The sequence below is a fragment of the Clostridium sp. D43t1_170807_H7 genome (assembly GCF_015555905.1).
Classification (GTDB): domain Bacteria; phylum Bacillota; class Clostridia; order Clostridiales; family Clostridiaceae; genus Clostridium.
This window is the reverse complement of record NZ_JADNLK010000009.1, coordinates 118,203-144,937: the sequence shown is the minus strand read 5'-3', so window position 1 is coordinate 144,937 and position 26,735 is coordinate 118,203. Positions and strand designations below refer to the sequence as shown.

21 protein-coding genes and 1 other annotated feature are annotated in these 26,735 nt (G+C 26.5%); of the genes, 16 read left to right on the top strand and 5 right to left on the bottom strand.

Annotation, left to right across the window (positions count from 1 at the left end; translation table 11 throughout):
• From I2E98_RS07850 to I2E98_RS07840, 3 genes are all read left to right on the top strand, one after another.
• On the top strand, positions 1-725 hold a 725-nt coding region (locus I2E98_RS07850; protein WP_243251023.1), incomplete at its 5' end, for a tyrosine-type recombinase/integrase.
• Entirely contained in the window at positions 722-1,876 is a 1,155-nt protein-coding gene (locus tag I2E98_RS07845; protein WP_195468394.1) for an IS91 family transposase, read from the top strand. The genes I2E98_RS07850 and I2E98_RS07845, both read left to right, overlap by 4 nt.
• A 650-nt stretch (positions 1,877-2,526) precedes the next feature.
• Positions 2,527-3,201 (top strand): hypothetical protein, encoded by a 675-nt coding sequence (locus I2E98_RS07840; RefSeq protein ID WP_195468393.1) that lies wholly within the window; start codon positions 2,527-2,529, stop codon positions 3,199-3,201.
• Between the two features lie 113 nt (positions 3,202-3,314).
• Here the strand turns inward: I2E98_RS07840 and I2E98_RS07835 are convergent, their stop codons facing one another.
• Positions 3,315-3,647 carry a HesB-like protein gene (locus tag I2E98_RS07835; protein WP_195468392.1) on the bottom strand — a complete coding sequence of 111 codons (333 nt, stop codon included), beginning with the start codon at positions 3,645-3,647 and terminating at the stop codon, positions 3,315-3,317.
• A 179-nt stretch (positions 3,648-3,826) separates the two neighbouring features.
• Between I2E98_RS07835 and I2E98_RS07830 the strand changes: the two genes are divergently transcribed.
• From I2E98_RS07830 to I2E98_RS07805, 6 genes are all read left to right on the top strand, one after another.
• A complete protein-coding gene (locus I2E98_RS07830; protein WP_195468391.1) occupies positions 3,827-5,557 on the top strand; it encodes a NosD domain-containing protein in 1,731 nt (576 codons plus the stop codon).
• A gap of 222 nt (positions 5,558-5,779) precedes the next feature.
• Positions 5,780-6,526: a hypothetical protein gene (locus I2E98_RS07825; RefSeq protein ID WP_195468390.1), complete on the top strand. Its 747-nt coding sequence runs from the start codon at positions 5,780-5,782 to the stop codon at positions 6,524-6,526.
• 312 nt (positions 6,527-6,838) lie between these two features.
• On the top strand, positions 6,839-7,195 hold the full coding sequence (locus I2E98_RS07820; RefSeq protein WP_195468389.1) for a DUF5658 family protein: 357 nt from the start codon (positions 6,839-6,841) through the stop codon (positions 7,193-7,195).
• Positions 7,196-7,506: 311 nt separating this feature from the next.
• A complete protein-coding gene (locus I2E98_RS07815) occupies positions 7,507-8,031 on the top strand; it encodes a sigma-70 family RNA polymerase sigma factor (RefSeq protein ID WP_195468388.1) in 525 nt (174 codons plus the stop codon).
• Position 8,032: 1 nt separating this feature from the next.
• Entirely contained in the window at positions 8,033-9,517 is a 1,485-nt protein-coding gene (locus I2E98_RS07810; RefSeq protein WP_195468387.1) for a DUF4179 domain-containing protein, read from the top strand.
• 155 nt (positions 9,518-9,672) lie between these two features.
• Complete coding sequence (locus I2E98_RS07805; protein ID WP_195468386.1) at positions 9,673-10,626, top strand: Rpn family recombination-promoting nuclease/putative transposase; 954 nt, start codon at positions 9,673-9,675, stop codon at positions 10,624-10,626.
• Positions 10,627-10,704: 78 nt separating this feature from the next.
• On the opposite strand, the gene I2E98_RS07800 is transcribed toward I2E98_RS07805, so the two are convergent.
• A complete protein-coding gene (locus tag I2E98_RS07800) occupies positions 10,705-11,247 on the bottom strand; it encodes a GNAT family N-acetyltransferase (RefSeq protein WP_195468385.1) in 543 nt (180 codons plus the stop codon).
• A gap of 451 nt (positions 11,248-11,698) precedes the next feature.
• On the opposite strand from I2E98_RS07800, the gene I2E98_RS07795 reads away from it, so the two are divergent.
• Together I2E98_RS07795 and I2E98_RS07790 are read left to right on the top strand one after the other, a co-directional pair.
• Positions 11,699-12,388, top strand: coding sequence for an ABC transporter ATP-binding protein (locus I2E98_RS07795; protein WP_195468384.1), 690 nt, complete (start codon positions 11,699-11,701; stop codon positions 12,386-12,388).
• Positions 12,375-14,864 carry an ABC transporter permease gene (locus tag I2E98_RS07790; protein WP_195468383.1) on the top strand — a complete coding sequence of 830 codons (2,490 nt, stop codon included), beginning with the start codon at positions 12,375-12,377 and terminating at the stop codon, positions 14,862-14,864. Before I2E98_RS07795 ends, I2E98_RS07790 begins: the two co-directional genes overlap by 14 nt.
• 122 nt (positions 14,865-14,986) lie before the next feature.
• On the opposite strand, the gene leuS is transcribed toward I2E98_RS07790, so the two are convergent.
• Complete coding sequence (gene leuS, locus I2E98_RS07785; protein ID WP_195468382.1) at positions 14,987-17,437, bottom strand: leucine--tRNA ligase; 2,451 nt, start codon at positions 17,435-17,437, stop codon at positions 14,987-14,989.
• Positions 17,438-17,527: 90 nt separating this feature from the next.
• Positions 17,528-17,790, bottom strand: a binding site (T-box leader).
• 344 nt (positions 17,791-18,134) lie between these two features.
• Here leuS and I2E98_RS07780 point away from each other — a divergent pair.
• The 4 genes from I2E98_RS07780 (at position 18,135) to I2E98_RS07765 (ending at position 23,014) form a co-directional block, all read left to right on the top strand.
• Positions 18,135-18,497: a YccF domain-containing protein gene (locus I2E98_RS07780; protein WP_195468381.1), complete on the top strand. Its 363-nt coding sequence runs from the start codon at positions 18,135-18,137 to the stop codon at positions 18,495-18,497.
• Positions 18,498-18,609: 112 nt separating this feature from the next.
• Positions 18,610-19,818, top strand: coding sequence for a NupC/NupG family nucleoside CNT transporter (locus I2E98_RS07775; protein WP_195468380.1), 1,209 nt, complete (start codon positions 18,610-18,612; stop codon positions 19,816-19,818).
• A 189-nt stretch (positions 19,819-20,007) separates the two neighbouring features.
• Positions 20,008-20,718, top strand: a complete 711-nt coding sequence (locus I2E98_RS07770) for a response regulator transcription factor (RefSeq protein WP_195468379.1) — start codon at positions 20,008-20,010, stop codon at positions 20,716-20,718.
• Entirely contained in the window at positions 20,693-23,014 is a 2,322-nt protein-coding gene (locus tag I2E98_RS07765) for a histidine kinase dimerization/phospho-acceptor domain-containing protein (RefSeq protein WP_195468378.1), read from the top strand. The genes I2E98_RS07770 and I2E98_RS07765 overlap by 26 nt, the downstream gene beginning before the upstream one ends.
• Positions 23,015-23,132: 118 nt before the next feature.
• Here I2E98_RS07765 and I2E98_RS07760 read toward each other — a convergent pair whose 3' ends face one another.
• On the bottom strand, positions 23,133-25,484 hold the full coding sequence (locus tag I2E98_RS07760) for an ABC transporter permease (RefSeq protein ID WP_195468377.1): 2,352 nt from the start codon (positions 25,482-25,484) through the stop codon (positions 23,133-23,135).
• Positions 25,484-26,188: an ABC transporter ATP-binding protein gene (locus tag I2E98_RS07755; protein ID WP_195468376.1), complete on the bottom strand. Its 705-nt coding sequence runs from the start codon at positions 26,186-26,188 to the stop codon at positions 25,484-25,486. The genes I2E98_RS07760 and I2E98_RS07755 overlap by 1 nt, the downstream gene beginning before the upstream one ends.
• Before the next feature lie 461 nt (positions 26,189-26,649).
• Between I2E98_RS07755 and I2E98_RS07750 the strand changes: the two genes are divergently transcribed.
• Positions 26,650-26,735: rubredoxin-like domain-containing protein (locus I2E98_RS07750; protein ID WP_347708024.1), on the top strand; the 86-nt coding region annotated here is incomplete at its 3' end.

Sequence of the window (26,735 nt, the reverse complement as noted above, 5' to 3'; positions counted from 1 at the left end):
AGTTACTAGGTGAACAACAAATCGTTGACTATTTAGATTATTGCTTAAATCAAAAGAAATTATGCAGAGGAACCGTAAATACTATAAATAGTTCATTAAAATTCTTTTATGTTGTTACACTAGAACGTGATTGGAGTGATTTGAGGATTCCAAGACTTAGGTATGATAAAAGATTGCCACTATATTTAACTAAGGAAGAAGTAAAATCTTTATTAGATAGTACAACTTATTTAAAACATAAAGCAATTTTAGCAACTATTTATTCCGCTGGCTTACGCGTTAGCGAAGTAATTAATCTAAGAATATCTGATATTTTAAGTAAAGAAATGAAAATTAGAGTTAGATGTGGGAAAAGAAATAAAGAAAGATATACTTTATTATCTAAGAAAAATTTGTTAATATTAAGAGAATATTGGAAAGAATTTGGTTATAAAGATTATTCTCCAGATGATTATTTATTTGTATCTAGACAAACTGGAACCGCGTTAACTAACCGTGGTGTAGAGTGTGCTATGGAAAAAGCAATGAAAAGGGCTGGTATAACTAAAAAAGCTACACCTCATACTTTAAGGCATTCATTTGCAACGCATCTAATGAATGATGGTGTGGACTTAGTAACTATTCAAACATTATTAGGACATTCTAATATAAAATCTACTTCAAGATATCTTCATATTCAGGATTATCAAGCATTAAAGATATTAAGTCCTTTAGATAGGCTATGAGTTCTTTACAAGAAATTATTGAAATACATGGAGAGAATTATATTAGAAATAATAAGCTACCTGCTAATGTTCTAAGAGCATTATATTCTATTCAATATTGTAAAACGGCTTCGCTTGGCGGACATATATATGAATGTAATGAGTGTGGAGAAACTACTATAGCTTATAATTCATGTAGAAATAGACATTGTCCTAAATGTCAAGCTTATGCTAAGGAGTTATGGATCTATGAAAGAAGTAAATCTTTACTTCCAACTCATTATTTTCATATAGTATTTACTATTCCAGAGCAACTAAATTCATTAGTACTTTTTAATCAGAAAGAATTATATTCTATATTGTTTACATCTGTATCCGAGACTTTGCTAGAACTAGCAAAGGATAAAAAGTATCTTGGTGCAGAGATAGGATTTACATCTATATTACATACTTGGGGGCAAAACTTAATGAACCATCCACATATACACTGTATTGTTCCAGGTGGTGGTTTAAGTTTAGATAAAGCTAAATGGATAAAATCTAAAAAAAAGTTTTTTATTCCAGTAAAAGTTTTATCTAGAAAGTTTAGAGGAAAGTTTTTATATTATTTAAATACGCTCTATTTAAACAATAAATTAACTTTTCCTAAAAGTATTAGTGAATTGGGTTCAAGAAATATTTTTAATGAATTTAAAGATTCTTTATATAAAAAAGAATGGATTGTCTATAGTAAAGCACCCTTTAGTAGTGCTGAATATGTTTTACAATATCTTGGTAGATATACACATAGAGTTGCAATATCAGATAATAGAATAATTAAGGTTGATAAAAATAATGTTTCTTTTAAATGGAGAGATTACAAGGATAATAACAAGCAAAAAGTAATGACTTTAAAAGCTAAAGAATTTATCAGAAGATTTACTATGCATATCTTACCAGATAGATTTGTTAAGATTAGACACTATGGAATATTAGGGAACAGAAATAAAAAATTAAAGTTTAAGCGATGTCTTGAGATATTTAGGGTAAAACCTAGAGATGACGAAAAACTATCGTCAGCGGAGCTATTCTTTAAATTAACAGGAATTAAAATAGGAATGTGTAAAGTTTGTGAGAAGGGAAATTTAATAGAAAAAGGAATTATAATGCCCCGGAGCTATTCACCACCTTAAAAAATATAAAAGTGAATATTGGCTTGATAATGGGGAGGGGGAAGTTATACGCTAAAATAAGGAAATATATGAGAAAAATATATTATTTAATTGGGTCATTTACAGAAAATTATTAATTATTATTTTTATTATGAATTTCAAGTTTTTGAATCCCCATACGGGGCGAATGCTTTTAGCGACTTCGCTCTATAAATAGATTGCAATATTGAGGTACATAAACTAAGTCTTATTAAAGTCTAATTTCATGTTAAAGACTTACTTTATGTGCTATTTTTAGCCCTCAACATCGCAATCAAACCAACTCATATTGCGCACCACATGGAAGCAAAAAATGAAATATTTATTTTCCGGGAACTGTGAAATTTTCACCTAGAATTTATATCTTCGTTCCATTGAATTTGCTAAAGTTGTAAAAGCCGCTGACGCTTCAATACAACTTCTTTACGCAAGTTCAATTCCAAAAAGATTAAATTCTACGGCTCAATTTCAATATTCCCTCCAAATAAATATTTCATTTTTTCTTTATCCATGTATCTGCTTATAACACACCCCTTTATAGTTAATGTTTTGTGCTACAAATTTTTCTGATATTATAGTTAATTTGTCACGTGGGCAGGATTATGGTATACTAAGGGAAGCGGGGGTGGCGAATGAAGATTAAAACTAATATAAAAGATAATTGCTTTATGATTATTGTCGTTATATTAATGATAAGCTTTACAGCAAATATTTATCAAGCTATTTTGAATAAGAAATATTGTTATGAACTCGGAAAACAAAATTATAATAAGATAGAAGAAATAAGATTTAGAAATGAATCTATACTTTCAATATTAGATAGTTGCGTTACAGCAGAAAGCGTAAATAATGGGGATCTTTTAGCACTTTACAAAAATTATAGTAAAATTTCAGAAGCAGAATTAAGCCTTTGGAATAATTATCTTGCTGATGATAATAAAACATTAAGAGGGTTTAAAAATAAGGCAAAAAATATAGTTGTAAATACAAAAACTAAAAATGAATTATATTCAGAAATAGAAGAGTTAATTTATTCATATATTCAAAATGATATGACAGAAAAAATTGATGTTATAGAATTAAATGGAAAAGCAGCAAATGACTTTAAAACATTAAGAAGCATGGCATTAGATTTAAATAATTATTTTAATAGTTTTTATGAGGAAAACTGTAATGTTCCTGAAAGTAAAAAAGAGGATATAATGATTAAAGAAGATTATTGGGTTGATATTTTACAAGGAATTCAGGAAGTGAATAATAAATATGTAGAGTATAGTTTTACATATGAAAATGCAATTAATAATTAAAAATATCCTAGTTAAATTATAGACAAGTCATTTATGATTTGAAAATTTTAAGTTTGTAGTTAATTTTATTTATAATAAAAAAGCTAAGCAATTTTGCTTAGCTTTTTTGTATCTTAGTGGTGACATCCACCGCCACAAGATCCGCAACCGCCTTCAACTTCGATAACTGGTTTTAAAGATAGCCCTCTACCACCGTTTTCTTCAGATGAAAGTAATCTAAATCCACCGAATTCATCAACTAATTTTTCTTCTGCAATTAAAGTTATGTCGTTAATCTTTTCAGAAACGTCTCCTTCTTTTGCTTCATCAACAGTTATGTTAAAAGCTGGTCCGCTACAACCAAATCCAGCTAAGTTAATTCTTATACTAAAGTTTTCTACTTCGTTTTCTACAAGGAAAGCCTTGAACTCGTTATATGCTTCTTCGCTTACTAAAAATTTATTCATAATATTCACCTCTTCAAATTATTCAAATTATGTTTATAGTATACCATATTACTCGGAAATAGCAATATGTTTTTTTATAAGCAAAATGTAAAAAAATACCTCAATAATTTGGAAAAGCTACTATCAAATATAATAATTTATGAATAGTATATCTTGTATAACTGATTTGGAGGATACTTATGAATAACCATATATTAAAGCAAGATGTATTAAGTGGATATTCACATAGGGATTATCATGATAAAATTCATTCAATTATAGGAAATATTAAAGAAACAATATTTTTAACTGAAGAGAATGGATGGATAAATAGTGATGGAAATAAAGTAGATGTTGGAACTTGGAATAGAGATTCTAGAATTGCTACTTTAGATAATAAAATAGAACAAAGAGGAAAGTTATTTATAATAAAGGTTAGTAATGCTACAATAGATGGAACAGGAGTAATTATTGGGCATAATAATGTAGCAATAAATATTGTAGGGCAAAAAGAGTTAAACTTAAAAAATTTTATAATAGAAAATTGTGAATTGGGTATGTATATAGAATTTTCACAAGGAGTTTCTATTCAATATATATCTTTTAAAGAAAATAAGCAGGCAATTTCAATAAATAGAAGTAGTGAAATTAGAGTGAAAAATAACTTAATAGAATCAACAAAAGATTCTTGTGTAGGCATATTCATATTAGATTCAGGAAAAGTACTGATACAAGATAATTCTATATATCTTAAGATAAGCGCTACTGTTAATAAAAATATGCAAGATAACTATTCGGGAATAACAACTGAAAATTCAACTGCTATTTATATAATAAATAATGAAATTGAAATTATTGATGGAAATTGTGAAATAGAAAATTTAGAATCCTATTGTGTAAATGGATATTGTATTAATAGCTATTCAACTCAGGATACACTTGTAAAATATAATAATTTATATATTGAAAATAATACTTTTAATCTAAATAATTGCAATTTAGTAGAATTAAATTTTTCTTCAATTTATTTAGATTCTAACAATACACGAATAGATGTTGAAGAAAATAATATTGTAGTAGAATTTAATAAGCTTGATACTAGTTGTAATGTTTTCGGAATAGGTTTTTATGGTATTCTTTATTATAATAAAAATAATGCTAATAGTATAAAGAATAATTATATTTCAGTAGAAGATAATATTTATAATCTAAATTCAAATGTAAATAGTGTTAAATATATTTGTTTTATAGGAGTTCTATTAGACTCTTATAATAGTTATAATGAGATAAAGGAAAATCAAGTAGTTCTACAAGAAAATATAGCATCATTTGAACCAGGGCCAAATAGGGCTGCAAATTTAGTTTGTGGAGTATATTTGAATCTTAATAATAAAACTAATAATATAATTGATAATGACTTTTTTATGAAGGAAAATAATATTGCTAAAAGGGATTCTATAATAACTAATTTCTCATTAATTTATTTATATTATAATAATATTTGTAATACTATTAAGGGTAATAATTTAAATGAAAGCCAGGGAAATGGAATTATATTAATTAGTAAAAATGATGTTACAGAAATATTAGAAAATAATATTATGAATAATGTAACTAATGGAATATTATTATCACAATTAAAAAATATAGATGCAACTAATACAGTTATAATAAAAGGGAATAGCATAATTAATAATGGAGAGTATGGTCTTTATATTACTAAAGGAAATTATTTAAACATTGTAAGAGGTAATAATTTTATCAGCAATATTAATAAAAATATTTATGATGATAATTCCTCAGAGTTTATGAGTTACTATGAAAAAAATTATTATAATGATTGGAATGGGGAAGAGCCATATATAATAGAAAATTCTAATTTTAAGGATTACTACTCAAGTAAACATCCATATTATAAGAATAAAGGATAGTTTAATAATAAAGTCGGCTAAGGCCGACTTTATTATTGAATTTTGAATAAATTGGCAATATAATATAAAAGGTATTGAAGATACTATTTATTAAGAGATATTTTGATGAGGTTTTGACTAGTTTAAATTATAAATTTTGTATAAATAAAAAAGAGTTAGTTAACATAAGGTTTAAGCTATATAATAAATTAATATTATGTTATAAAGAGAGGATTGTTAAATTTGAGGCCTTTTGATAAAAGTTATGTTTTGGATAAAATAAAAGAATATAATTGTAAAATAAATAAAAGTAAAATCGGTGATTATGAGATAAAATCAATAGATGGATTAAAGGGAATAGTTCAAGGATATTTATACCAAAAAGAAGATGAATATAATATAGAAATACTTGAATTACATGGTCCTAGCCATATTTGGATGAGATTAACACCATTAGAAATACAAGCTTCATATTTTGCTATAAGTATGGCAAAAGGAAAAGTTGGCGTTGTTGGATTAGGTCTTGGATATGTGATAGAAGAAATGGCCAAAAAGCCAGAGGTAGAGGAAATAGTTGTTTATGAAATCAGCCAAGAGGTAATAGATTTATATTATAGCAATTTTCCTAAGAATCCTAAAATAAAAATAGTCTGTTGTAATGCTTTTGAGGCAGAAAGTAGAAAGTTTGATTTCTTCTATGCCGATATTTATGAGTATAAGATAACATCGCAAATAGTTGAGGATTATAAAAAGTTTAATGAACTTCATGAGATTGAAGAGTATAGCTTCTTTGGAATGGAACACTTTTTATTAAGTTGTAGTTATACAGAAATAGTATGGGTGTATATACCTGAAAACTGGATGGAATCAAGCAGAAAAGCTTTTGAATCAATACAAGAGTCTAATCTTTTAGATTATTATGAAAAACTAGATGAAAACTTAGTATCTCAAGTGCTAGAAGAATTTAAAATTGTACTAAATGACATTTAATGTAAGCGCCTCCGGGGTCAATCCATATATTGGATTAACCCCGGAGGCGGCTCCATTTATTTACAAAAAATTTTAATTTCATGTTTAAATTTTGGAAAAGTGGAAATATTATTAATATCCCCTAATAATTTAAATATATATTTTACTAAAAAAAGTGCAGGATTCTCCCCCCATGCGCTTTTTTTATTGGAAATTTTCCTAATTCAATAAAAAAGAAACTTAAATATATTGACTTATTTACATAAAATGGAAATAATATATTTATAAGATATTTAAAAAAGTAATATAATAAATTTATTCGGGGTATAGGGTATGAGATGTGCTGTAATAGATATAAGAGGAAATAGAAGAGAAAAGTTAGGTAAATTTTTGATTGCTATATATATATTAAATATTATAGATTTAATATTTACAAAGTTTTTATTATGGAAAGTACCAGATTTATTTAATGATGTGAATATGTTTTTAAGGCCTCTAATATATGGGTTAGAACCTTATTTTTTAAAGATTGGGGTAATGGCATTGATATTAATTTATTGGTATTGGAGAAGTGAAAAAGCTAATATCATTCAAATGAATAGATCAATATTAGTTGGACAGATATTGATTGGAGCATATATTTTAATTAATGCAGTTCATTTGGTAAATTTAGTAATACATATAAATTAAGATTAAAATAGTTATGAATAGATTATTATTATAATTATATAGTGATTTTATGTTAAAGTTTATAAAAATTGAATAAGAAAAGCGGTACAGTAAGATTAAGTATTATAATATTAAGTAGGCACTATAAAGTGATAAGTTCATTTTGTAGTGTTTTTTTATTATAAATTTTATTTTAAATAATAGTGAGAAATTAAATATTGCTAAAATATTAATTAGTTTCTTTAAATTAAAACTTTATTTTAAAATCTAGGGTCTAATTGATATAGGTACCTATGGGCAGTTAAATTTTAAGAAGTAGAAGGAGAATATATATGTTTGATGAGAAGATAGTAAAAAAGGCTATTAAGGGAAATGACAAAGCCTTTATTATTCTTATGAATCAATGCAAAGAGCAAATTTATAGAACGGCATTTGCTTATGTAAAAGAAGAAGAAACAGCGCTAGATATTGTTCAAGAAGTTGTTTGTAAGGCATATAAATCAATTGAAAATCTAAGAGAACCAAAATTTTTTAATACATGGATAATGAGAATAGCCATTAATATATCTACAGATTTTTATAATAAGAAAAATAAAATAGTATGTATGGAGCAAGATGAATTGATAAGTAAAATGGATATTAAACATGATACTAATCATGATGAAAGATTATTCTTAATGGAATCTTTAGACAAGCTTCAAGATAAATATAAAAAAATAATTATATTAAAATATTTTGATGATTTGACTTTTAAAGATATAGCAGAAATTTTAAATATGTCGGAGAACACTGTTAAAACAAATCTGTATAAAGGTCTTTCTATTTTGAGAAATGATATGAAAAAGGAGATAATTTAATATGAATAATAATATTAAGGATATAATAAAAATACCTAAAGAATTAGATAATGCTGTATTAAAAGGTTTTGAAAAAGGTAAGAGAGAAAAGAAAAGGGCTAAACAAAAGGTAATATTTAAAAGAAGTGCAATAGCAGCAGGTATTATAGTAGCGGGAACAACAATGGCAGGAATGATTAACCCAGAGCTTGTAAGTGCAATTCCTATAGTTGGAGATGTATTTGAATATTTTAATGATGGAGTATATAAACAAGCTTCAGATAAATATGAAGAGTTAGGTAAAGATGTAAATGTAACGATTGAAGATAATGGGGTTAAAGTTACTCTTAATAAAGTTATTATTGATGATAATATTTTAGTTGCATCATTACTTGTTGAGTCAGATAAATTTATTGGATATGATGAATGGAGAAGTCCTCAAGACTTTTTAAATACTGATTTAAATATACTTATTAATGGAGAAATACCAAGTAGTTGGAGTCCTAAGGTAACTATTGTTAATGAAAGTACAGCCGCTATTATATTAGAAGCTAATGTTTCACACATTAAGATTGGTAATGAAGTTAATATAGATTTAGATATAAATAACTTTACTAGAGGAAGAAAAACTCTGGCAAAAGGAAATTGGGACTTTAATATCAAAACTATAAAAGGTAGTGAGTCTAATATTTATGAAGTTAACAAAAGTTTAAAGCTTACTGATGAAGAAATAAATATTGAAAAATTAGTCATTACACCATTAAATAATAGATTAACATTTTCAGGTATAACTGATGACTATGAGAATTTTAGAGTAGATGAAAATAAATTTATTATTAGAGATAATAGTGGAAAAATATTATTATTAGATTTTACATCCGGAAGTGTTAGTAATAAGGGGCAATATGAATATTCATATAACATTTTAAATGATTTAGGAAATACAGAATATATTGAAGTTATCAAAGTTGAAGGAAATACAGCTATAGAAAGAGAAATTAATGGATTTAATGAATATTTATTAAAGGCTTCATCTAGTGATGAAAGTAATGCTAATAGAAGTAATGAAATTATATCTAGAGAGCCTACAAAAGAAGAGTTAAGTGATGGATATGCATTAAGTAGTGTAAATTATAATGTTGATATTGATAGAGATAATGCATTTGAAAATATAGACTCTTTAATAGGTAAAGAAATAGCTGTTAATAATACCGATAAGATAATAGTTAAAGATATTGTAACTCATGATGATTATACTGAAGTTGTTATGAAAATTGATGGTAGTTATAATTATAGATTATTAAGTGGAATGGTATTATTTGATGAAGATATGAATGATGCTTGTGCTTTTGAAGGAGCTACCACTGTGTTAAATGATATTGAAGAAAAAATAGTAACTGTTAAATTAACTAAGATTGATCCAAGCAAAAAGTATACAATAGCAATTCCAGTAACTACAGATTTGGTTATTGATGAAAATGAGAAGGTAACTATAAATTTAAAGTAAAATTTGAGGCTAGCAATAATGCTAGCTTTTTTTATATATAAGTATATCGGTATATCATTATACTTTTATTTTAAATATAAAAGTATAATGATATAATTATCATATAAATGTAAATAATTTAACTAAAGATAAAAAATTTAGGAGGAAATTTAAAAATGAATATAGATAATAGTAACTTTATTTTGAAGCCTAAAAATGATTATGTATTTAAAAAGATTTTTGGTGATGAAAGGAATAAAGATATATTAATAGCATTTTTAAAAGCGGTTTTAAAAATAGATATAGAAGATGTACAAATATTAAATAGTGAGCTACCAAAGGAAAATATAGCAGATAAAAAAAGCATATTAGATATAAGAGCAACTATAAATAAGAATGTAGAAATTGATATAGAAATACAAGTATCAAGAACAATTTATATGCCACAAAGAAGTTTATATTATTGGTCAAAAATATATTGTGAACAATTAGAAAGTGGCGAAAAATATAATAAATTAAAAAAGACAATATGTATAAATATATTAGATTTCAATACTTTAGATACTAACAAATATCATAGTATGTTTAAGCTAAAGGAAAATGAAGAAAATTATGTTTTAACAGATTTATTAGAAATACACTTTTTAGAAATGAAAAAGTTAGATGAGTATAAAGAAAATGATGACTTATCACAATGGGTAAGTTTTATAAAGGCAGATTCAAAGGAGGTATTAGAGAAAATGGCGAAAGTAAATCCTAACATAGATAAAGCTGTAAATGTACTAACTACAATGAGTCAAGATAAAAAAGCAAGAGCAGAATATCTTTCACGTGAAATGGCACTGCATGATGAAGCTACTAAAATTGAAGAAGCTATGGAGGAAGGATATGAACAAGGATTAGAGCAAGGTATACAAAAAGGTATACAAAAAGGGATACAAAAAGGGATACAAAAAGGGATACAAAAAGGGATTGAACAAGGAATTGAACAAGGGATTGAACAAGGGATTGAACAAGCAAATATTAATAATGCTAAGAATTTCTTAAAGTTAGGTGTAGATGTAGAAATAATTGTTCAAGCAACAGGATTAAGTAAAGAAAAAGTGTTAGAACTTAAGAAAGAAATTTAAATGAAATCTATTAATATGTTCTATTTTATAGTAGACATTAAATGTAAAAAAATGTCACTATAGAATAGAACATTTTTATTATTTCAAATTAAGTGCTGAAAATGGAATTGCATCCCTAGGGGGAATGCTATGTTCTCCAAGGAACTTTTCCATCCAAAACATATCATGCCATTGTCCAAACTTATATCCACATTTAGTAAAATGACCAACGGTCTTATATCCAAATTTTTTATGAAAGTTTTCACTTTTTTCATTAGGATAAGTAATACATGCATTTACATTAATTATATTTTGAAGTTTAAGATATCTTTCAAGCTCATTATAAAGTAAAGTACCAACTCCATTCCTAGAGGAATTGGCTTCTACGTAAATAGAAGTTTCAACAGCCCAATCATAAGCACGTCTACCTTTAAAAGCACTTGCATAAGCATAGCCATAAATTTTATTATCTTTTTCAGCAACAATATAAGGATATTTTACTAATGTGTTTATAATTCTATTTTCAAATTCTTCTATTGTTGGAGTATCATATTCAAAGGTTATAGCTGTATTTTCAACATAATATTTATATATGGTAATAAGTTCTTTTGCATCTTCAGGTTTGGCTATTCTCACATTCATTGTATCCCTCCAGTTTTTATAGTTAAATATTTATTATTACATTACCATATTTCAACTTGATGTTACAATGAAATAATAAGAAGTAAAATATCAAAGTGTTACAATCATTTACTATTATGGAAACTGATATCAACGATTTAATAATAAATATATTAGGAGGTATTTTGGGATTTATTATATGATTTTTTTATAAAATAGTTGCTATATAATATTTAATTAAAATTATAATGCCTATATAATAGGAAATATGTAAAAACTTTACTTATTGTAAAAAATAGTGTAAAATTGATAACAAATAATCTATTTGATGCAATTATTATATAAGAAATAAAGTTCAACATTACATGAGAATTTATGAGTACAGCTAAATAGTAAAAGAAACATGTTGAAGATATTATTAGAAAATATAGTTGTATAAGTATAACTAAAGAGTATGAAAGGAGTAAATAATATGTCTATACTTAGTATTGAAAATTTAACAAAAGTTTATGGAAGCAAAGAAATTGAGGTAAAGGCTTTAAACAATATTAATTTTAAAATTAATAAAGGTGAATTTGTAGTTATTGTTGGAAAAAGTGGTTCGGGTAAAAGTACGTTATTACATTTAATGGCAGGATTAGAAACACCTACAGAAGGGAAAATAGTTATTGATGGAGTTGATATTGCTTCATTAAATGAAAAAGAGCGTTCACTTATGAGAAGAAAAAAGATAGGTTTAATATTTCAAGCATATAATTTAATTCCAATATTAAATGTTGAGGAAAATATTAAATTAGCAACAATGAATAATAAAAATAAAGATGAAAAATATATCGAAGATATTATGGATTTATTAGATATAAAAAATAGAAGAAATCACTTACCAAATCAATTATCAGGTGGACAACAACAAAGAGTGGCTATTGCTAGAGCTTTAGTTAATAAACCTGCAATTATTCTAGCAGATGAACCAACAGGTAATTTAGATACAAAAACTGAAGAGGAAGTATTAAAGCTTCTTAAAAAATCTCAAAAGGCATATAATCAAACAATAATTATGATTACACATAATTTAAACATTGCAAAATATGCAGATAGAGTCATTAATATTCAAGATGGGAATATTATTGATTGGGAGGACAAGCAAGATGAAGCTATATAATGTTGTTTACAAATATTTTAAAAGAGAAAAAAAGAAAACTCTTATAATATTATTAAGTATTATTATATCAACAGCAATGTTTTTAACTGTTAACATTGTTAGTGAAGATATCAGCATTTTAAATATAGAGAAATCAAAAGAAGAAAGTGGAGATTATCATTCAGTTTATGTAAATCCAAATAATGAACAAGTAGATTATATATTAAATGAAGATAATATAAAATATAGCGGTATAGAGAAGCTTTTAGGAGTTCATAGTATTAATAATCAAGAAATTCTTAAAATAGCTTATTTCGATGAAAATTATAGAGATCAAGTCAATATTAACATTAACTTACTAGAAGGTGAGCTACCTAAAAATAAAAATGAAATAGCATTAACAGACTGGCATTTAAAAAAGCTAAATATGGACAACCCAATAGGACAAGAAATTCAATTTGAATATATAAATAACACCACAAAAGAATTAATGCAAACAACATTTAAGATTACTGGAATTATTTCATCAGATCCAGTAGAGAAGGCAAAAGGAACAGCTTTAGGATATGTAACAGAAGAAACCGTAGAAAGTAATAGTGGGGGAAATGCTTTAGTATCTAGAATAATGTTTAGATTTAAAGATGAAAGTAATGTTAATAATCAAATAGATGAAGTGATTGTTAATGCGCAATTACAAGAAGATAATATAGAAAAAAATCAAGATTTAATTTATAGATTAGGTGATAGTAATAGTGTAAAGTTTCCTTTTTATATTATTAATTTAATAATAATATTTGCTACAGTTCTATTAATACACAACATTATGAGTATTTTAATAGCAAAGAGAAATAAAGATTATGGAATATTAAGAGCTATTGGATTTGTACCAAATGATGTAAGAAAATTATTGATTTTAGAATCTACTATTTATGCAATAATTGCTATTCCAATAGGCTTAATATTAGGAGGAATACTATCAAACATTGTAAGAAAATACTTATTTGCAACAATGTTTGATATTAGTATTTTGAGAAATAATATTAGTACTATTATATGGTTATATATTAGTACTGCTATATTAGCTATTATTACAATTATTTTATCAATAATAAAACCATTAATAGATGCATCAAATGTTGATCCTATGATAGTAATTAAAGCAACTGCAGAAAAAATAAATATTAAAGCAAATTCAAAATTTAATAGAATTATTAGTAAGTTTTGTTCTGATAAAATAAATATTGCAATAAAAAATATGATTAGAAATAAAAAGAGGACAATTATTACAATTACATCAATGACAATTATAGGAATAATGATAATTATAATGTATTCTTCTTTTACTAACAATGTATTAACTGATGGAGAATTTAATAATTGGATTAAAGGTGAGTATTTAATTTCAGGTGTTGATTATGATAATCTTACAAATAGTAAAGTTATATATAGCGAAGAATTAGTAAAAAAAATTGAAGATTCAGAAGGTATAAGTAAAATTTTACCTGTAAGATGTAAAACACTTGTTGTTGAGGCTGAAGAAGAGATATTAAATAAGCAATCAGATATCTATAAAAGTAGTCAAGAAACATATGAATCAAATGCTGTAGAGAATAATGGAGAAAAAATATATAATATTGATTTAAATAGTTTTGGTGTTGATGACATAAGTGTCTTTGAAGATAATATTATTGAGGGAAGAGAATATTTACAGGACTTTGAAGAGAAAAACTATGTTTATATTGAGGAAGAAGTTAAAGATATAATAGATATTAAAAAGGGTGACTTAATAAATATTAAATTTGTAGTATTAACAGAAGAAGGGTATGTTTTTAATGATTCTGTAGAGTTTGTAGTAGTTGGTTTTATTACAGAAAGCACTATAGCTAATAGACAAGCAGAAAGTAAGATTGATTTATTTATGCACACATCACAATTTAATAAAGTGGTAGGTAATAGTGGATATGAAAGAGTTGATATTTGGACTGATAAAGAGGTTGATCAAGAATATATAGAAAATAAATTACAAAATATTGTTGAAGAAGCTGGAGTAGGGCAGGTACTTAATTTTAAAGATGAATTTGAGAGTATGAAAGCCTCAAATAAAAAATCAGATAATATGACTTTAATATTTGCTATACTACTTGGTGTTTTAGCAGCTACTAACATTTATACTACTATTAGTACTAATATTATGGGAAGAAGAAGAGAATTTTTCTTATATAATGCTGTAGGAATTACAAAGGGAGAAATTAGAGATATATCTGTAATAGAAGGAAGTATATATGGAACTGTTAGTTTAATTATATCTGTAATTATTGGATTAATAGTTAGAAGTATTATTATTAGTGAGTTTCTTACAGAGCAATTAATAGATACAGAAATGATATTAGTATTAATTATTACATCATTGATATTAATATTATCAGGGATTATTTCAACTATAATATCTTTATATTTTGTTAATAAAAGTGATAATACTGAATTTTTAAGAGCATAGGGTAGAGGAATAAAATATAAATTATAATTGTTTATTAAAAAATAGAAAAAAGCTATATCAAGAATTTAAGGGTGTGAAAATTTGATTCTTGATATAGCTTCTATTTATTTACTTAACTTATACTACTTTACAACTATATTAACAAGTCTTCCTTTAATAACGATAACTTTAACTATAGTTTTTCCTTCAGTAGCAGCAACAATAGCTTCATCAGCTAAAGCAGCAGCTTTAATTCCTTCTTCATTTAAGTCAGAAGCAACATTAATTCTATTCTTAATCTTACCATTAACTTGGATAGCTATTTCAACTTCATCTTTAACTAAAGCCTTAGCATCGTATGTTGGCCAAGCTTCGTTAAATACTGAATACTTACCAGTTAATAATGACCATTGTTCTTCAGCAAAGTGAGGAGCAAATGGAGCTAAGATCTTAATAAAGCTTTCACATACAGTCTTTAAGAAATCTAAGTTCTTAGTTTCTTCTTGAACATACTTAGATAAAGCATTGATGAATTCCATCATTCTTGCAATAGCAGTGTTGAATTGCATTTTTTCTCCATCTTCAGTAACACCTTTAATAGCGTTATTTAACCAGAAGTTTAACTCTTTTTCTGCTTTATCCATAGTATCTTTGTTATTTGTACCAGCTTCAATAGCTTCTCTGCAGATAGTTAAGTATCTTTCAATTCTATCTACGAATCTAGCAACAGACTTAATACCATCATCACTCCAAGCTCCACCTTCAGTGTAAGCAAATCCGAACATTAAGTACATTCTAAATACGTCTGCACCATATTCTTTGATGTAATCATCTGGAGAGATAGTATTTCCTTTAGACTTAGACATCTTTAATCCGTCTGGTCCTAAGATAAGTCCTTGGTGAGTTAAGCTCTTGAATGGTTCATCAAAGCTTAAGTAACCCATATCTCTTAAAGCCTTAGTTATAAATCTTGCATATAATAAGTGCATACAAGCATGCTCTGGTCCACCAACATATTTGTCAACTGGAAGCATCTTATCTACTTTTTCTTTATCAAATGCAATTTCAGTATTCTTGTTATCTACATATCTCATTTGGTACCAAGAAGAGCAAACGAATGTATCTAAAGTATCACATTCTCTCTTAGCTGGCTTACCACAACAAGGACAAGTAGTATTAACGAATTCTTCGCATTTAGCAAGTGGTGACTTACCATCTGGAGCAAATTCAACATTGTATGGTAATTCGACAGGAAGATCTTTTTCTGGAACTGGAACAGCACCACAATCTTCACAGTAGATTATTGGAATTGGAGCACCCCAATATCTTTGTCTTGAAACTAACCAGTCTCTTAATCTGTAATTAACTTTAGCAGATCCTAAACCTTGTTTAGCTAATTTTTCAACAATAGCTTCTTTAGCTTGTTCTGTAGTTAATCCATCGAATTCACCAGAGTTAACTAAAACACCGTATTCACAGTATGGTAATTCAACTTCTTCACCTTTTTTGCTAGTTATAACTTGGTCTATTGGTAAGTTAAACTTAGTTGCAAAAGCATAGTCTCTTTCATCGTGAGCTGGAACAGCCATAACAGCACCAGTACCATAAGTTGCAAGAACATAGTCTCCAACCCAAACTGGAACTTCCTTACCGTTTATAGGGTTTATAGCGTATGAACCAGTGAATACACCTGTTTTTTCTCTTGTAAGAGATTGTCTTTCTATATCAGATTGCTTTTTAGCAGCTTCTTTATATTCTTCAACAGCAGCCTTATTTTCAGCAGTAGTTATTTCATCTACTAATGGATTTTCAGGAGCTAAAACAACATAAGTAACACCGTTTAAAGTATCAACTCTTGTTGTGAATACATTAAAGTTAATGTCTGAATCTTTAACTTTGAAGTTAACTTCAGCACCAGTAGATTTACCAATCCAGTGTTTTTGCATAGCAACTGTCTTTTCTGGCCAATCTAAAGTATCTAGTTTTTCTAATAGTTCATCAGCATACTCAGTAATTTTGAAGAACCATTGAGTTAAGTCTTTCTTAGTAACTTCAGTTGAACATCTTTCACAAGCACCATCAACAACTTGCTCATTAGCTAAAACTGTGTTACAAGATGGACACCAGTTTACAGGAGCTTTCTTTCTGTAAGCTAATCCATTCTTTAATAATTGTAAGAAGACCCATTGAGTCCATTTATAATATTCAGGAGTACAAGTTATAACTTCATTTTCCCAGTTAAACATTGCTCCCATAGCCTTTAATTGTTCTTCCATAGTTTTTATATTCTTTTCAGTAGAATCCCATGGATGAATTCCTGTTTTAATTGCAAAGTTTTCTGCAGGTAAACCAAAGGCATCAAACCCCATTGGTTGGAATACATTGTATCCTTGCATTTTCTTTAATCTTGCCCATGAATCAACAGGTCCGTAGTTAAACCAGTGACCAGCATGTAATTGGCTTCCTGATGGATAAGAGAACATTTCTAAAACGTAAAGTTTTTCACCCTCTGCATCTGGATTGAATTTGTAAAGTTCAGTTTCTTCCCACTTCTTTTGCCATTTTTTATCGATGGCAGTTCCGTAGTTACTCATAGTTTTAACCCTCCTTAGATGTAATGGAAATATATCAATTAATTATTCCCTAAATTAATAAAAATATATAAAAAAAGCCTTTCATCTCAATTAAGAGACGAAAAGCTATATTTCGCGGTACCACTCTTATTAGAATTTAGTAGTTTAGTTTAAGTGTAGCAAATATAATAACTTGCCACTTATCACTTGAAACTGACTAACTTCTCACTTAAATCCGTAACGGGGATTCCGTACTTGCTTCTAAACAAGTAAGCTCCAAGGCAAGTTCCTATAAATGTATCACTGTTTTTCAGCACCCAACAGCTCTCTTAAGACTACAATATTATAGTACTACTCCTTTTCAAAGCAGTAAAAATATTTTATTAATATTTTAAATAATAATTAATTATATAGTAATTTATTAGAATAAGTCAAGATGTCTGCATATTTTGAGTTTATAGGGCTAATAGTATTAAGCTACATTATTAAATAATAAAAATATGATGATATAATAATATTTTATAGGCTTAATAAATTATTATTGATATTTATATGTATATAGATATATAATCTATGAAGTCTGTTTCATGCTACAAAATTCGATAAAAATAAAACATCTGATTAGTAAAGGATTATATAGATTATTTAAAAATTAAGGTTTATTAGATAAAAGTTTAAATTTTAGTATTAATAATAGGATAACTTTAGGAGTGATAATATGTCATGTTTAGGAAATATAATTTGGTTTATATTTGGAGGTTTTTTGGGAGCACTAGGATGGCTGTTTGTAGGAATACTTTGGTGTATTAGTATTATAGGAATACCAGTAGGATTACAATGTTTTAAGATGGCAAGGCTTCAATTTGCGCCTTTTGGAAAAGATGTAATTACAGTTAGTGATAGTGGAGGAAGCTTAATATTAAATATATTATGGATAATATTTGGTGGATTGGAGTTATGTATTGCGAATTTAGTTAGTGCATTATTTTTATGTATTACTATTATAGGAATACCTTTTGCAATGCAATCTCTAAAAATGGCCAAGTTATCATTAATGCCATTTGGAAAAGAAGTTAGATAATAAGCCTTCGATAATAGTGTTTATCTAAATTTTGATTTAGATAGGAATACAACATTATATTTTTGATAAAACTAAAGAAGAAAAAATATCTAACAAAGGATGGAGTGATTTTGTGGCAATATTAAATTGTGTTATAGGTATAGCGTTTATATTTCTTGTAGCATTTTTGCTTTCAAATAACAAGAAAAAAATTAACTGGAGAACTGTAATAATTGGTTTTTTAATTCAATTTGGATTTGCTCTTGCTGTATTAAAGTGGAGTGTAGGAAAATATGTGTTAAGTAAAGTAGCACTAGGAGTACAATCAGTAATTGATTATGCAAAAGAAGGGATAAGTTTTTTATTTGGATCATTAGCTAATGATGGAAGTATATTTGCTGTTAATGTATTAGGAGTAATTATATTTATATCAGCTGTTGTATCAGTTTTATATTATTTAGGAATTATGCAATTCGTTATAAAGATAATAGGTGGAGCTTTATCAAAGCTTCTAGGAACATCTAAATTAGAAACTATATCAGCTTCAGCTAATATATTTTTAGGTCAAACAGAGGCGCCTCTTTTAATTAAACCATATGTAGAGAAACTTACTGAGTCAGAATTATTTACAGTTATGGTTGGAGGACTTGCATCTGTTTCAGGATCAATATTAGTTGGATATTCATTACTTGGTATTCCAATAGAATATCTAGTATCAGCAAGTTTTATGTCTGCACCTGCAGGGCTTATAATGGCTAAGATTATAATACCGGAGATAAAGCAAGCAAAAGTAAATGAGGAAATTGAAATGGTTAAAGATGATTCAGCTAATGTTGTTGACGCAGCAGCTAAAGGTGCTATAGATGGATTAGGATTAGTGCTTAATATAGCAGCTATATTATTAGCATTTGTAGCTTTAATAGCACTTATAAATGGTCTTATAGGATTTATAGGAGGATGGTTTGGAATTGCAAACTTAAGCTTACAATCTATTTTAGGATATATATTTGCACCAGTTGCAGCTATTATTGGTGTGCCATGGGGAGAAGCGGTAACAGCAGGATCATTAATTGGTCAAAAGGTTATATTAAATGAATTCGTAGCATTTTCAAGTCTTTCTGAAATTATGTCTACATTATCAGCAAAGACAGTAGCAATAGTTACTTTTTCATTGTGTGGATTTGCTAATATTTCATCTATAGCTATATTAATAGGTGGTATAGGTGGTATGGCTCCTAGTAGAAAACCTGATATAGCACGTTTAGGATGGAAGGCTATTATAGCAGGAACTCTTGCTAATCTTCTAAGTGCAACAATAGCAGGACTTTTATTAACAATATAATATACAAAAAATGTAAGCACCTCCGAGGTCGATCCATTATATGGAATAACCTCGGAGGTGATTATATTTTAACTTAATAAAATCTTAATAAATATGATAAATTTTTTGTAAGACTTACTTGATAGTATATAAATATAAATTAATTGCCATGGTATAATAATACAATGTGAAGGGAGTGTGTTTTGAGAAATGATAAAAAATAATGTTTTAGTAGTAGATGATGATAAGGAAATTGTTGATGCAATTGATATATATTTAAGAAACGAAGGAATTAATGTAATTAAGGCTTATGATGGGATAGAGGCATTAGAAGCTTTAATGGAAAATGATGTACATCTTATTTTAATGGATATAATGATGCCAAAGATGGATGGATTAAGAACAACAATGAAAATAAGACAGGAAAAAAATATACCTATTATTTTAATTTCAGCAAAGTCTGAAGATACAGATAAAATATTAGGTCTTAATATGGGAGCAGATGATTATATAACTAAACCATTTAATCCATTAGAGCTTATAGCAAGAGTTAAATCACAATTAAGAAGATATACTGTTTTGGGGAATTATAGTGGACAAAATAAAGAAGAAACTAAATCAATAATAAGTAGTGGAGGTCTTTCTTTAAATCAAGATACTAAAGAGGTTCTAGTTGATGGAGAAGGAATAAAACTTACAGCAACTGAATTTGGAATATTAGAATTATTACTTAAAAATCAAGGTAGAGTATTTTCTATAGATGAGATTTATGAAAAAGTTTGGAAAGAGCCAAGTTATAATGCTGAAAATACTGTGGCGGTTCATATAAGAAGGATTAGAGAAAAAATTGAGATTAATCCTAAAGAGCCTAAATATTTAAAGGTGGTGTGGGGAATTGGATACAAAATCGAAAAATATTAATAGAGAAGAGGAAAATAAACTAGATATAAAAAAAGAAAAAAGTAATAGTAAAAGAACATTTAAGAAAAATAGTAATAAAAAATATATAATTTATATTTTAATAGTTATAACATTAGTAACTACAATCTTATCTGGATTAGAAGTTAAAGACAATTTAGGATACGTTATACCAGATAAAATAGATACTCAAACTGAAGTAGCTGCAAATATAGATGATTATACTAATTTAGTAGAAAAATATTCATTATATTATAAATCATCTAGTTATACGAAAGATAAAGATAATATTACCCAAAATGATATAGAAATATGTAAGTCAGAATTGCAAAGCAAAGCAGATTCTGAATATGAAGATTATAAAGATTCTAAATATAATGATAGTAGTTTTAGTAATTTAACTTATGAACAACAAGAAAAGATTTTAAATGAAGAAAGAGAAAAAATTAATGAAAAATATACTTTAAGTGATGAAGAAATGAATGAGTATATTTTAAATAGAAAAAGTAATAGTGCAAGTGATTTAAATAATAAAATAAAATCTTATATTAATTTAAATTTTAGAGCTTATGATAAATTAAGTGATCTTTGGATTGGTGGAAGTGAAATTGATCCTAGCGAAATTAGAGAAACTAGTAGATACTTCAAAGAAATAAACATTGATTACAATGGAAATGTAATAGAAAAAATATATGTGAATGGTAAAGAAGTAGAGAGAAATAATGTATTAAGTAGGTTTGTTGATAATTATAGTTATGGATTTAGATATATTGGTTATTCTTCTTATGAGACTACAAGTAGCATTGAAAGATCGTATTATGACTACAATAATGAAGATAAGCATAATGTAACTTTATATATATGGATGCCAAAAGAAATTCAGTCAGGAGATATAGTTTATGAAAGCTTTAAGGGGATTAAGAAAAATATTAATAGTTTTTATTTAAGTTGTATTGTATTTGTAATATTTTTTGTATTATTAATTCTTTGTATATTATATTTAGCTAAATATAAACCAAAATCAGAATTAATAGAAGGAATAGTAAATAAATTAAAAGTTTATCCTATTGAATATAAAATAGGAGTAGCAATATTAGCTTGGATAATATGGAATATGATGCCTCGTATATATTATAATTCAAGTTATTATGTAAGAAGATTAAATTTAAGTTCAATGATTTGGGCAACTATAGTAGTAGTTATTTATTACTTCTTAATTAAAATAATAATTATTAACTATCATGAAGGAACACTATTTAAGAATAATATTACAATTAAAGTTTGGAATTATTTAAGTTATGTAATGAATAGAGGATCCATAATAAGAACATTCTTAATAATGACAGCCTTATATATATCAATTGGGTTAGTCTTGTTTTTCTTATCAGCATGGTTATGGATATGGCCAATTGGAATAGTAGCTGGAATAATATTAACAATTATATATATTGTAATGCTAATTAAGGATTTAGTTTATTTAGATAAAATAATGGTTGGAGCTAAAGTTGCAGCAGAAGGAAAGCTAAATTATAAGATTGATGAAAAGGGAAGAGGGCATCTTAGGGAGTTAGCACATGATATAAATAATATAAAAGAAGGTTTAAGAAAGTCTGTTGAAAATGAGATGAAGAGTGAGAATATGAAAACTGAACTTATAACTAATGTATCTCATGATTTAAAGACTCCATTAACTTCAATTATTAATTATATTGATTTATTAAAGAGAGAAAATATTGAACCAGAGAATGCTAGAGATTATGTAAGTATATTAGATAAAAAGTCTCAAAGACTTAAGATATTGATAGAAGATTTATTTGAAGCATCTAAGGCTGCTAGTGGGGCAATGGAACTTAATATTACTAAAATAGATATTGGACAATTATTAAAACAAGCCTTAGGTGAAAATGATGAGAGATTTAAAGATAGTAATCTAGAGGTAAAATTAAATATTCCTAATGATAAAGTATTTATAAATGGTGATGGGAAAAGACTATATAGAGTATTTGAAAATCTTATTTCTAATATTGTTAAATATTCCTTAAGTAATACAAGAGTATATATTGATATGTTCAAGGAGAACGAGGAAGTAATTATAGTAATGAAGAATATATCGGCTTATGAATTAAGTTTTGATACAAATGAAATAACTAATAGATTTAAACGTGGAGATGCATCAAGAAGTACAGAAGGATCAGGATTAGGTCTTGCTATTGCTAAAAGTATAGTAGAGCTTCATAATGGAAGTTTTAAGATTGAAGCTGATGGAGATTTGTTTAAGTCTATTATAAAATTGAAGTAGGAGTATTTTTAATACTTATAACCATATATTTATGTGTTTTGAGTTTTTATAAGATTATAAAATAAATAAAGGTAGAAGATAATGATAATTAAAAATTTATCTTCTAGCTTTATTATTTTTATTCTATACTTTTTAAAGATTCTATCATGTCTATTTTTTTAACTTTCTTTCTTAGTAATAAATTTGATATTACTGTTACTACTAAAGTTAGAGTTATAGCAAAAATTATAGAAGCAATATTAAGTTTATTTGGTGCAAGCTGATCAGCAGCTGATAGTGCTTGTGATAGTGCAGAAAATCCTAAGTATCCTAAAGGCAATGCAACAATTGCAGAAAAAATAGCAATCATAATATTTTCTCTAAATATTAAGTTGTTAATTTTATTTTTTTGATAGCCTAGCACTTTTAATGTAGCTAACTCACGAGTTCTATCAAATATATTTATAGATGATATTGTATAAATAGCAGCAGCAGCTAATATTACTGCACTAAATATGAAAGTTATCATAGCTGGATAGCTTTGTTCCATGCTTGCAGTTATTGTGTCTTTTAAATCTGATATACTTGAAACTTTAATAATAGAATCATTTTCTTTAAATGTAGTTATTGCATCATCAAAAGATTTAGAATCATTTATATCTGCTAATATAGTTGATGGTAAGAAATCAATGTCAAAACTTTCTAAGTATTTTGGAGTACAATAAATTACGTCATTAATATATTGTTCTGATATTTTAGATACATTAGCAGTTAATGATTTATCCTTTAAATTAGGAGAAATAAAGCTTAGGTCAATTTTATCTCCTTCAGATATTTTATATTTATTTGCAAAAGTTCTTGATATTATCACTCCAGTATCATCTAAAGATATTTCATTAGAGTTAATATCATGGATTTTGATTAATTTATTATCTTTTTCTGTTACTAATAAAGTAGTGTCTACTTTATTAGATGTATTATCTGAATTAATAAATTGAACTGCTAGTTCTGATACTAGATAATGATCTTCAATAAAATTAGGTAAATCTAGTGAATTATCTACTAAAGGAGTTTTGTAATCTAATCTTAAATCATATTTATTTAACGTATCAACTTTTCCAACTAATGAAGTCATAGATAATATATATCCAAAAGCTACTATAAGAAGAACAACGCATACTATAAGTCCACATGAAGTAAATAATGCTCTTTGCTTAGTTAAGAATATATTTCTTAAAATTAGCTTATTTCCATAAGAAAGTCTTGTCCAAATAGAAGGAAATCTTTCTAATAATATAGGCTTAGAGTTTTTTGGTGGTTTAGGTCTCATTGCTTGTGCTGCATTTTCTTTTAAAACTTTTTTACAAGAAAAATAAGCAGCAATTATTCCTAAAACAATTGATAAAACAATAGTTGGAATAGCAAATAATACATTAATTGATAACTTGAAATAAGGGAATGAGTATATTGCATCAAATTGAGAATTTCCAATTTGAGTAAATAATACAAATCCTAAAATAGAACCTATTATTGAACCCAATATACCAACAAAAATTGAGTAATTAATATAATGAAGTATTATTTTACTGTTTTTTACACCAAGTGCTTTCATTACTCCTATTTGATTTCTTTGAGAATCTACGATTCTTGAAAGAGTTAAATAAATAATAACTGAAGCTACCATAAATAGAACTAAGGGAAGTATAATACTCATTGATCCGTTTGATGCAATAGTACTAGCCGTATTTGAATAACTAATAGTTCTTTCTTTAGTTAAATAATATAAATAATTTGAGTCTTTAGAATTTTCTTCTATAGTCTCACCTATAGCTTCAGAATCATAGCTATTATCTATGTCAATCATTAATTCATTATAAATTGTATCTCCAAAAAGTTCAGAAATACTTTCATCAGATATATAAGCAACACCATAAATTTTATGATCAGGAACAACAAGCGAAGCATCTTTTATGTTATAAGCATGTTCAACATTTTCACACAAGCCACTAATTATAAATTTATAATCCGCATTATTTACATTTATAGTAATTTGATCATTAACATTAAAATTATGTTCTTTTGCATAACGACTATCGATCATAATTTCATTTTTGTTTGTTGGTACTGAACCTTCTATAATTGTAGAACGATTTATTTTATTATTTTTAGGAATTGAATGAATTTTTAAATCAGTTGTTAAGTCATCAAATTTTTGCTTACCTTCAAAAGTAATTCTTTTTTCAATTTTATTTATTCCTTTTATCTTTTCAAGAGAGGAAATATCTGAATCTGAAATTTGAGAATAATATACATAAAGATCACTTAGGTTATTTTCTTTATAATATTGTTCTGTATATGTTTTGAGTCCAGTAGATAGTGTTAGCAATCCAGTTGAAAAAAAAGCTCCAACAGCAATAATTAAGATAATAGCTATAAATTGCCCCTTTGACTGTTTAATATCTCTAAGTGTTTTTAAAAGTAGTTTTTTCATTACCAATCAATCTCCTCAACACTCTTTTTTTCTTTATTGATGGTTATGCTTTCTATAAGTCCACTTTTTACTTTAATAACTTTATCAGCCATAGGGGCAATAGCTGAATTGTGAGTAATTAAAATTACACATTTTTTTGTTTTTCTATTTATATCTTGAAGCAATTTTAGTACAGATTTACCAGTAACATAATCTAAAGCTCCTGTAGGTTCATCACAAAGTAACAATAAAGGATTTTTAGCTACAGCTCTTGCAATAGCAACTCTTTGTTGTTCACCACCAGATAGTTGAGAAGGAAAGTTTTTTAGTCTATTTTTTAATCCCACAGTATGCAGAATTTCTTTTGCATCTAAATGATCTTTACAAACTTCAGAAGCGAATTCAACATTTTCTAATGCATTTAAGTTAGGAATTAAGTTATAAAATTGAAATACAAATCCTACCTTTTCGCCTCTATATGAAGTTAGTTTTTTTTCATTAAATGATGTTATATCTTCACCTGCAACAATAACTTTTCCAGATGTTGCAGTATCCATACCACCAAGAATATTTAGAATGGTACTTTTGCCGGCTCCACTTGCACCTAAGATTACTACAAATTCACCTTCTTTAATAGAAAAATCTACACCATTAACTGCATTAATTTCTACATCACCTACCTTATATTTTTTTGTAACATTTTTAAATTCGATTAAGTTTTCCAAAAACAAACACTCCTTTTAATAAAATGTAAAAAAACAATATATTATATATAATACCAATTATTAACTATAGGGTAAAGAAAAAAAAGTGCGCATTTTAATAAAATAAGCAAAAAAAATAAATATTTATATTTTTTAAGTGGAATGTTGTCGTAAAAAAGTATACATATATATAACTTATAAATTTTTAAATATATTCATTTAATAAATTAATATCAATTGATAATCAGTATCTATTTAGATTTTATAAACTAAGTAATAAAGCTAACTGATACACATTATCAATTAGAAAATTTTTTTAATTTTTTTTCAAAAAAGACTTGTAATTAATAATTATTATTATATAATAATAGATGTAAGGTGATTCGAAGTAATCACAAAACAAAGAGTAAAACACAAAAGTAAATAAATAAGAATTTAAGAAAATGAAATATATAATAAATGAATTTTTGGAGGAATAGATTATGAAGAAGTTTGTATGTACAGTATGTGGATATGTTCATGAAGGAGAAACTGCACCAGCAGAATGCCCATTATGCCATGTTGGAGC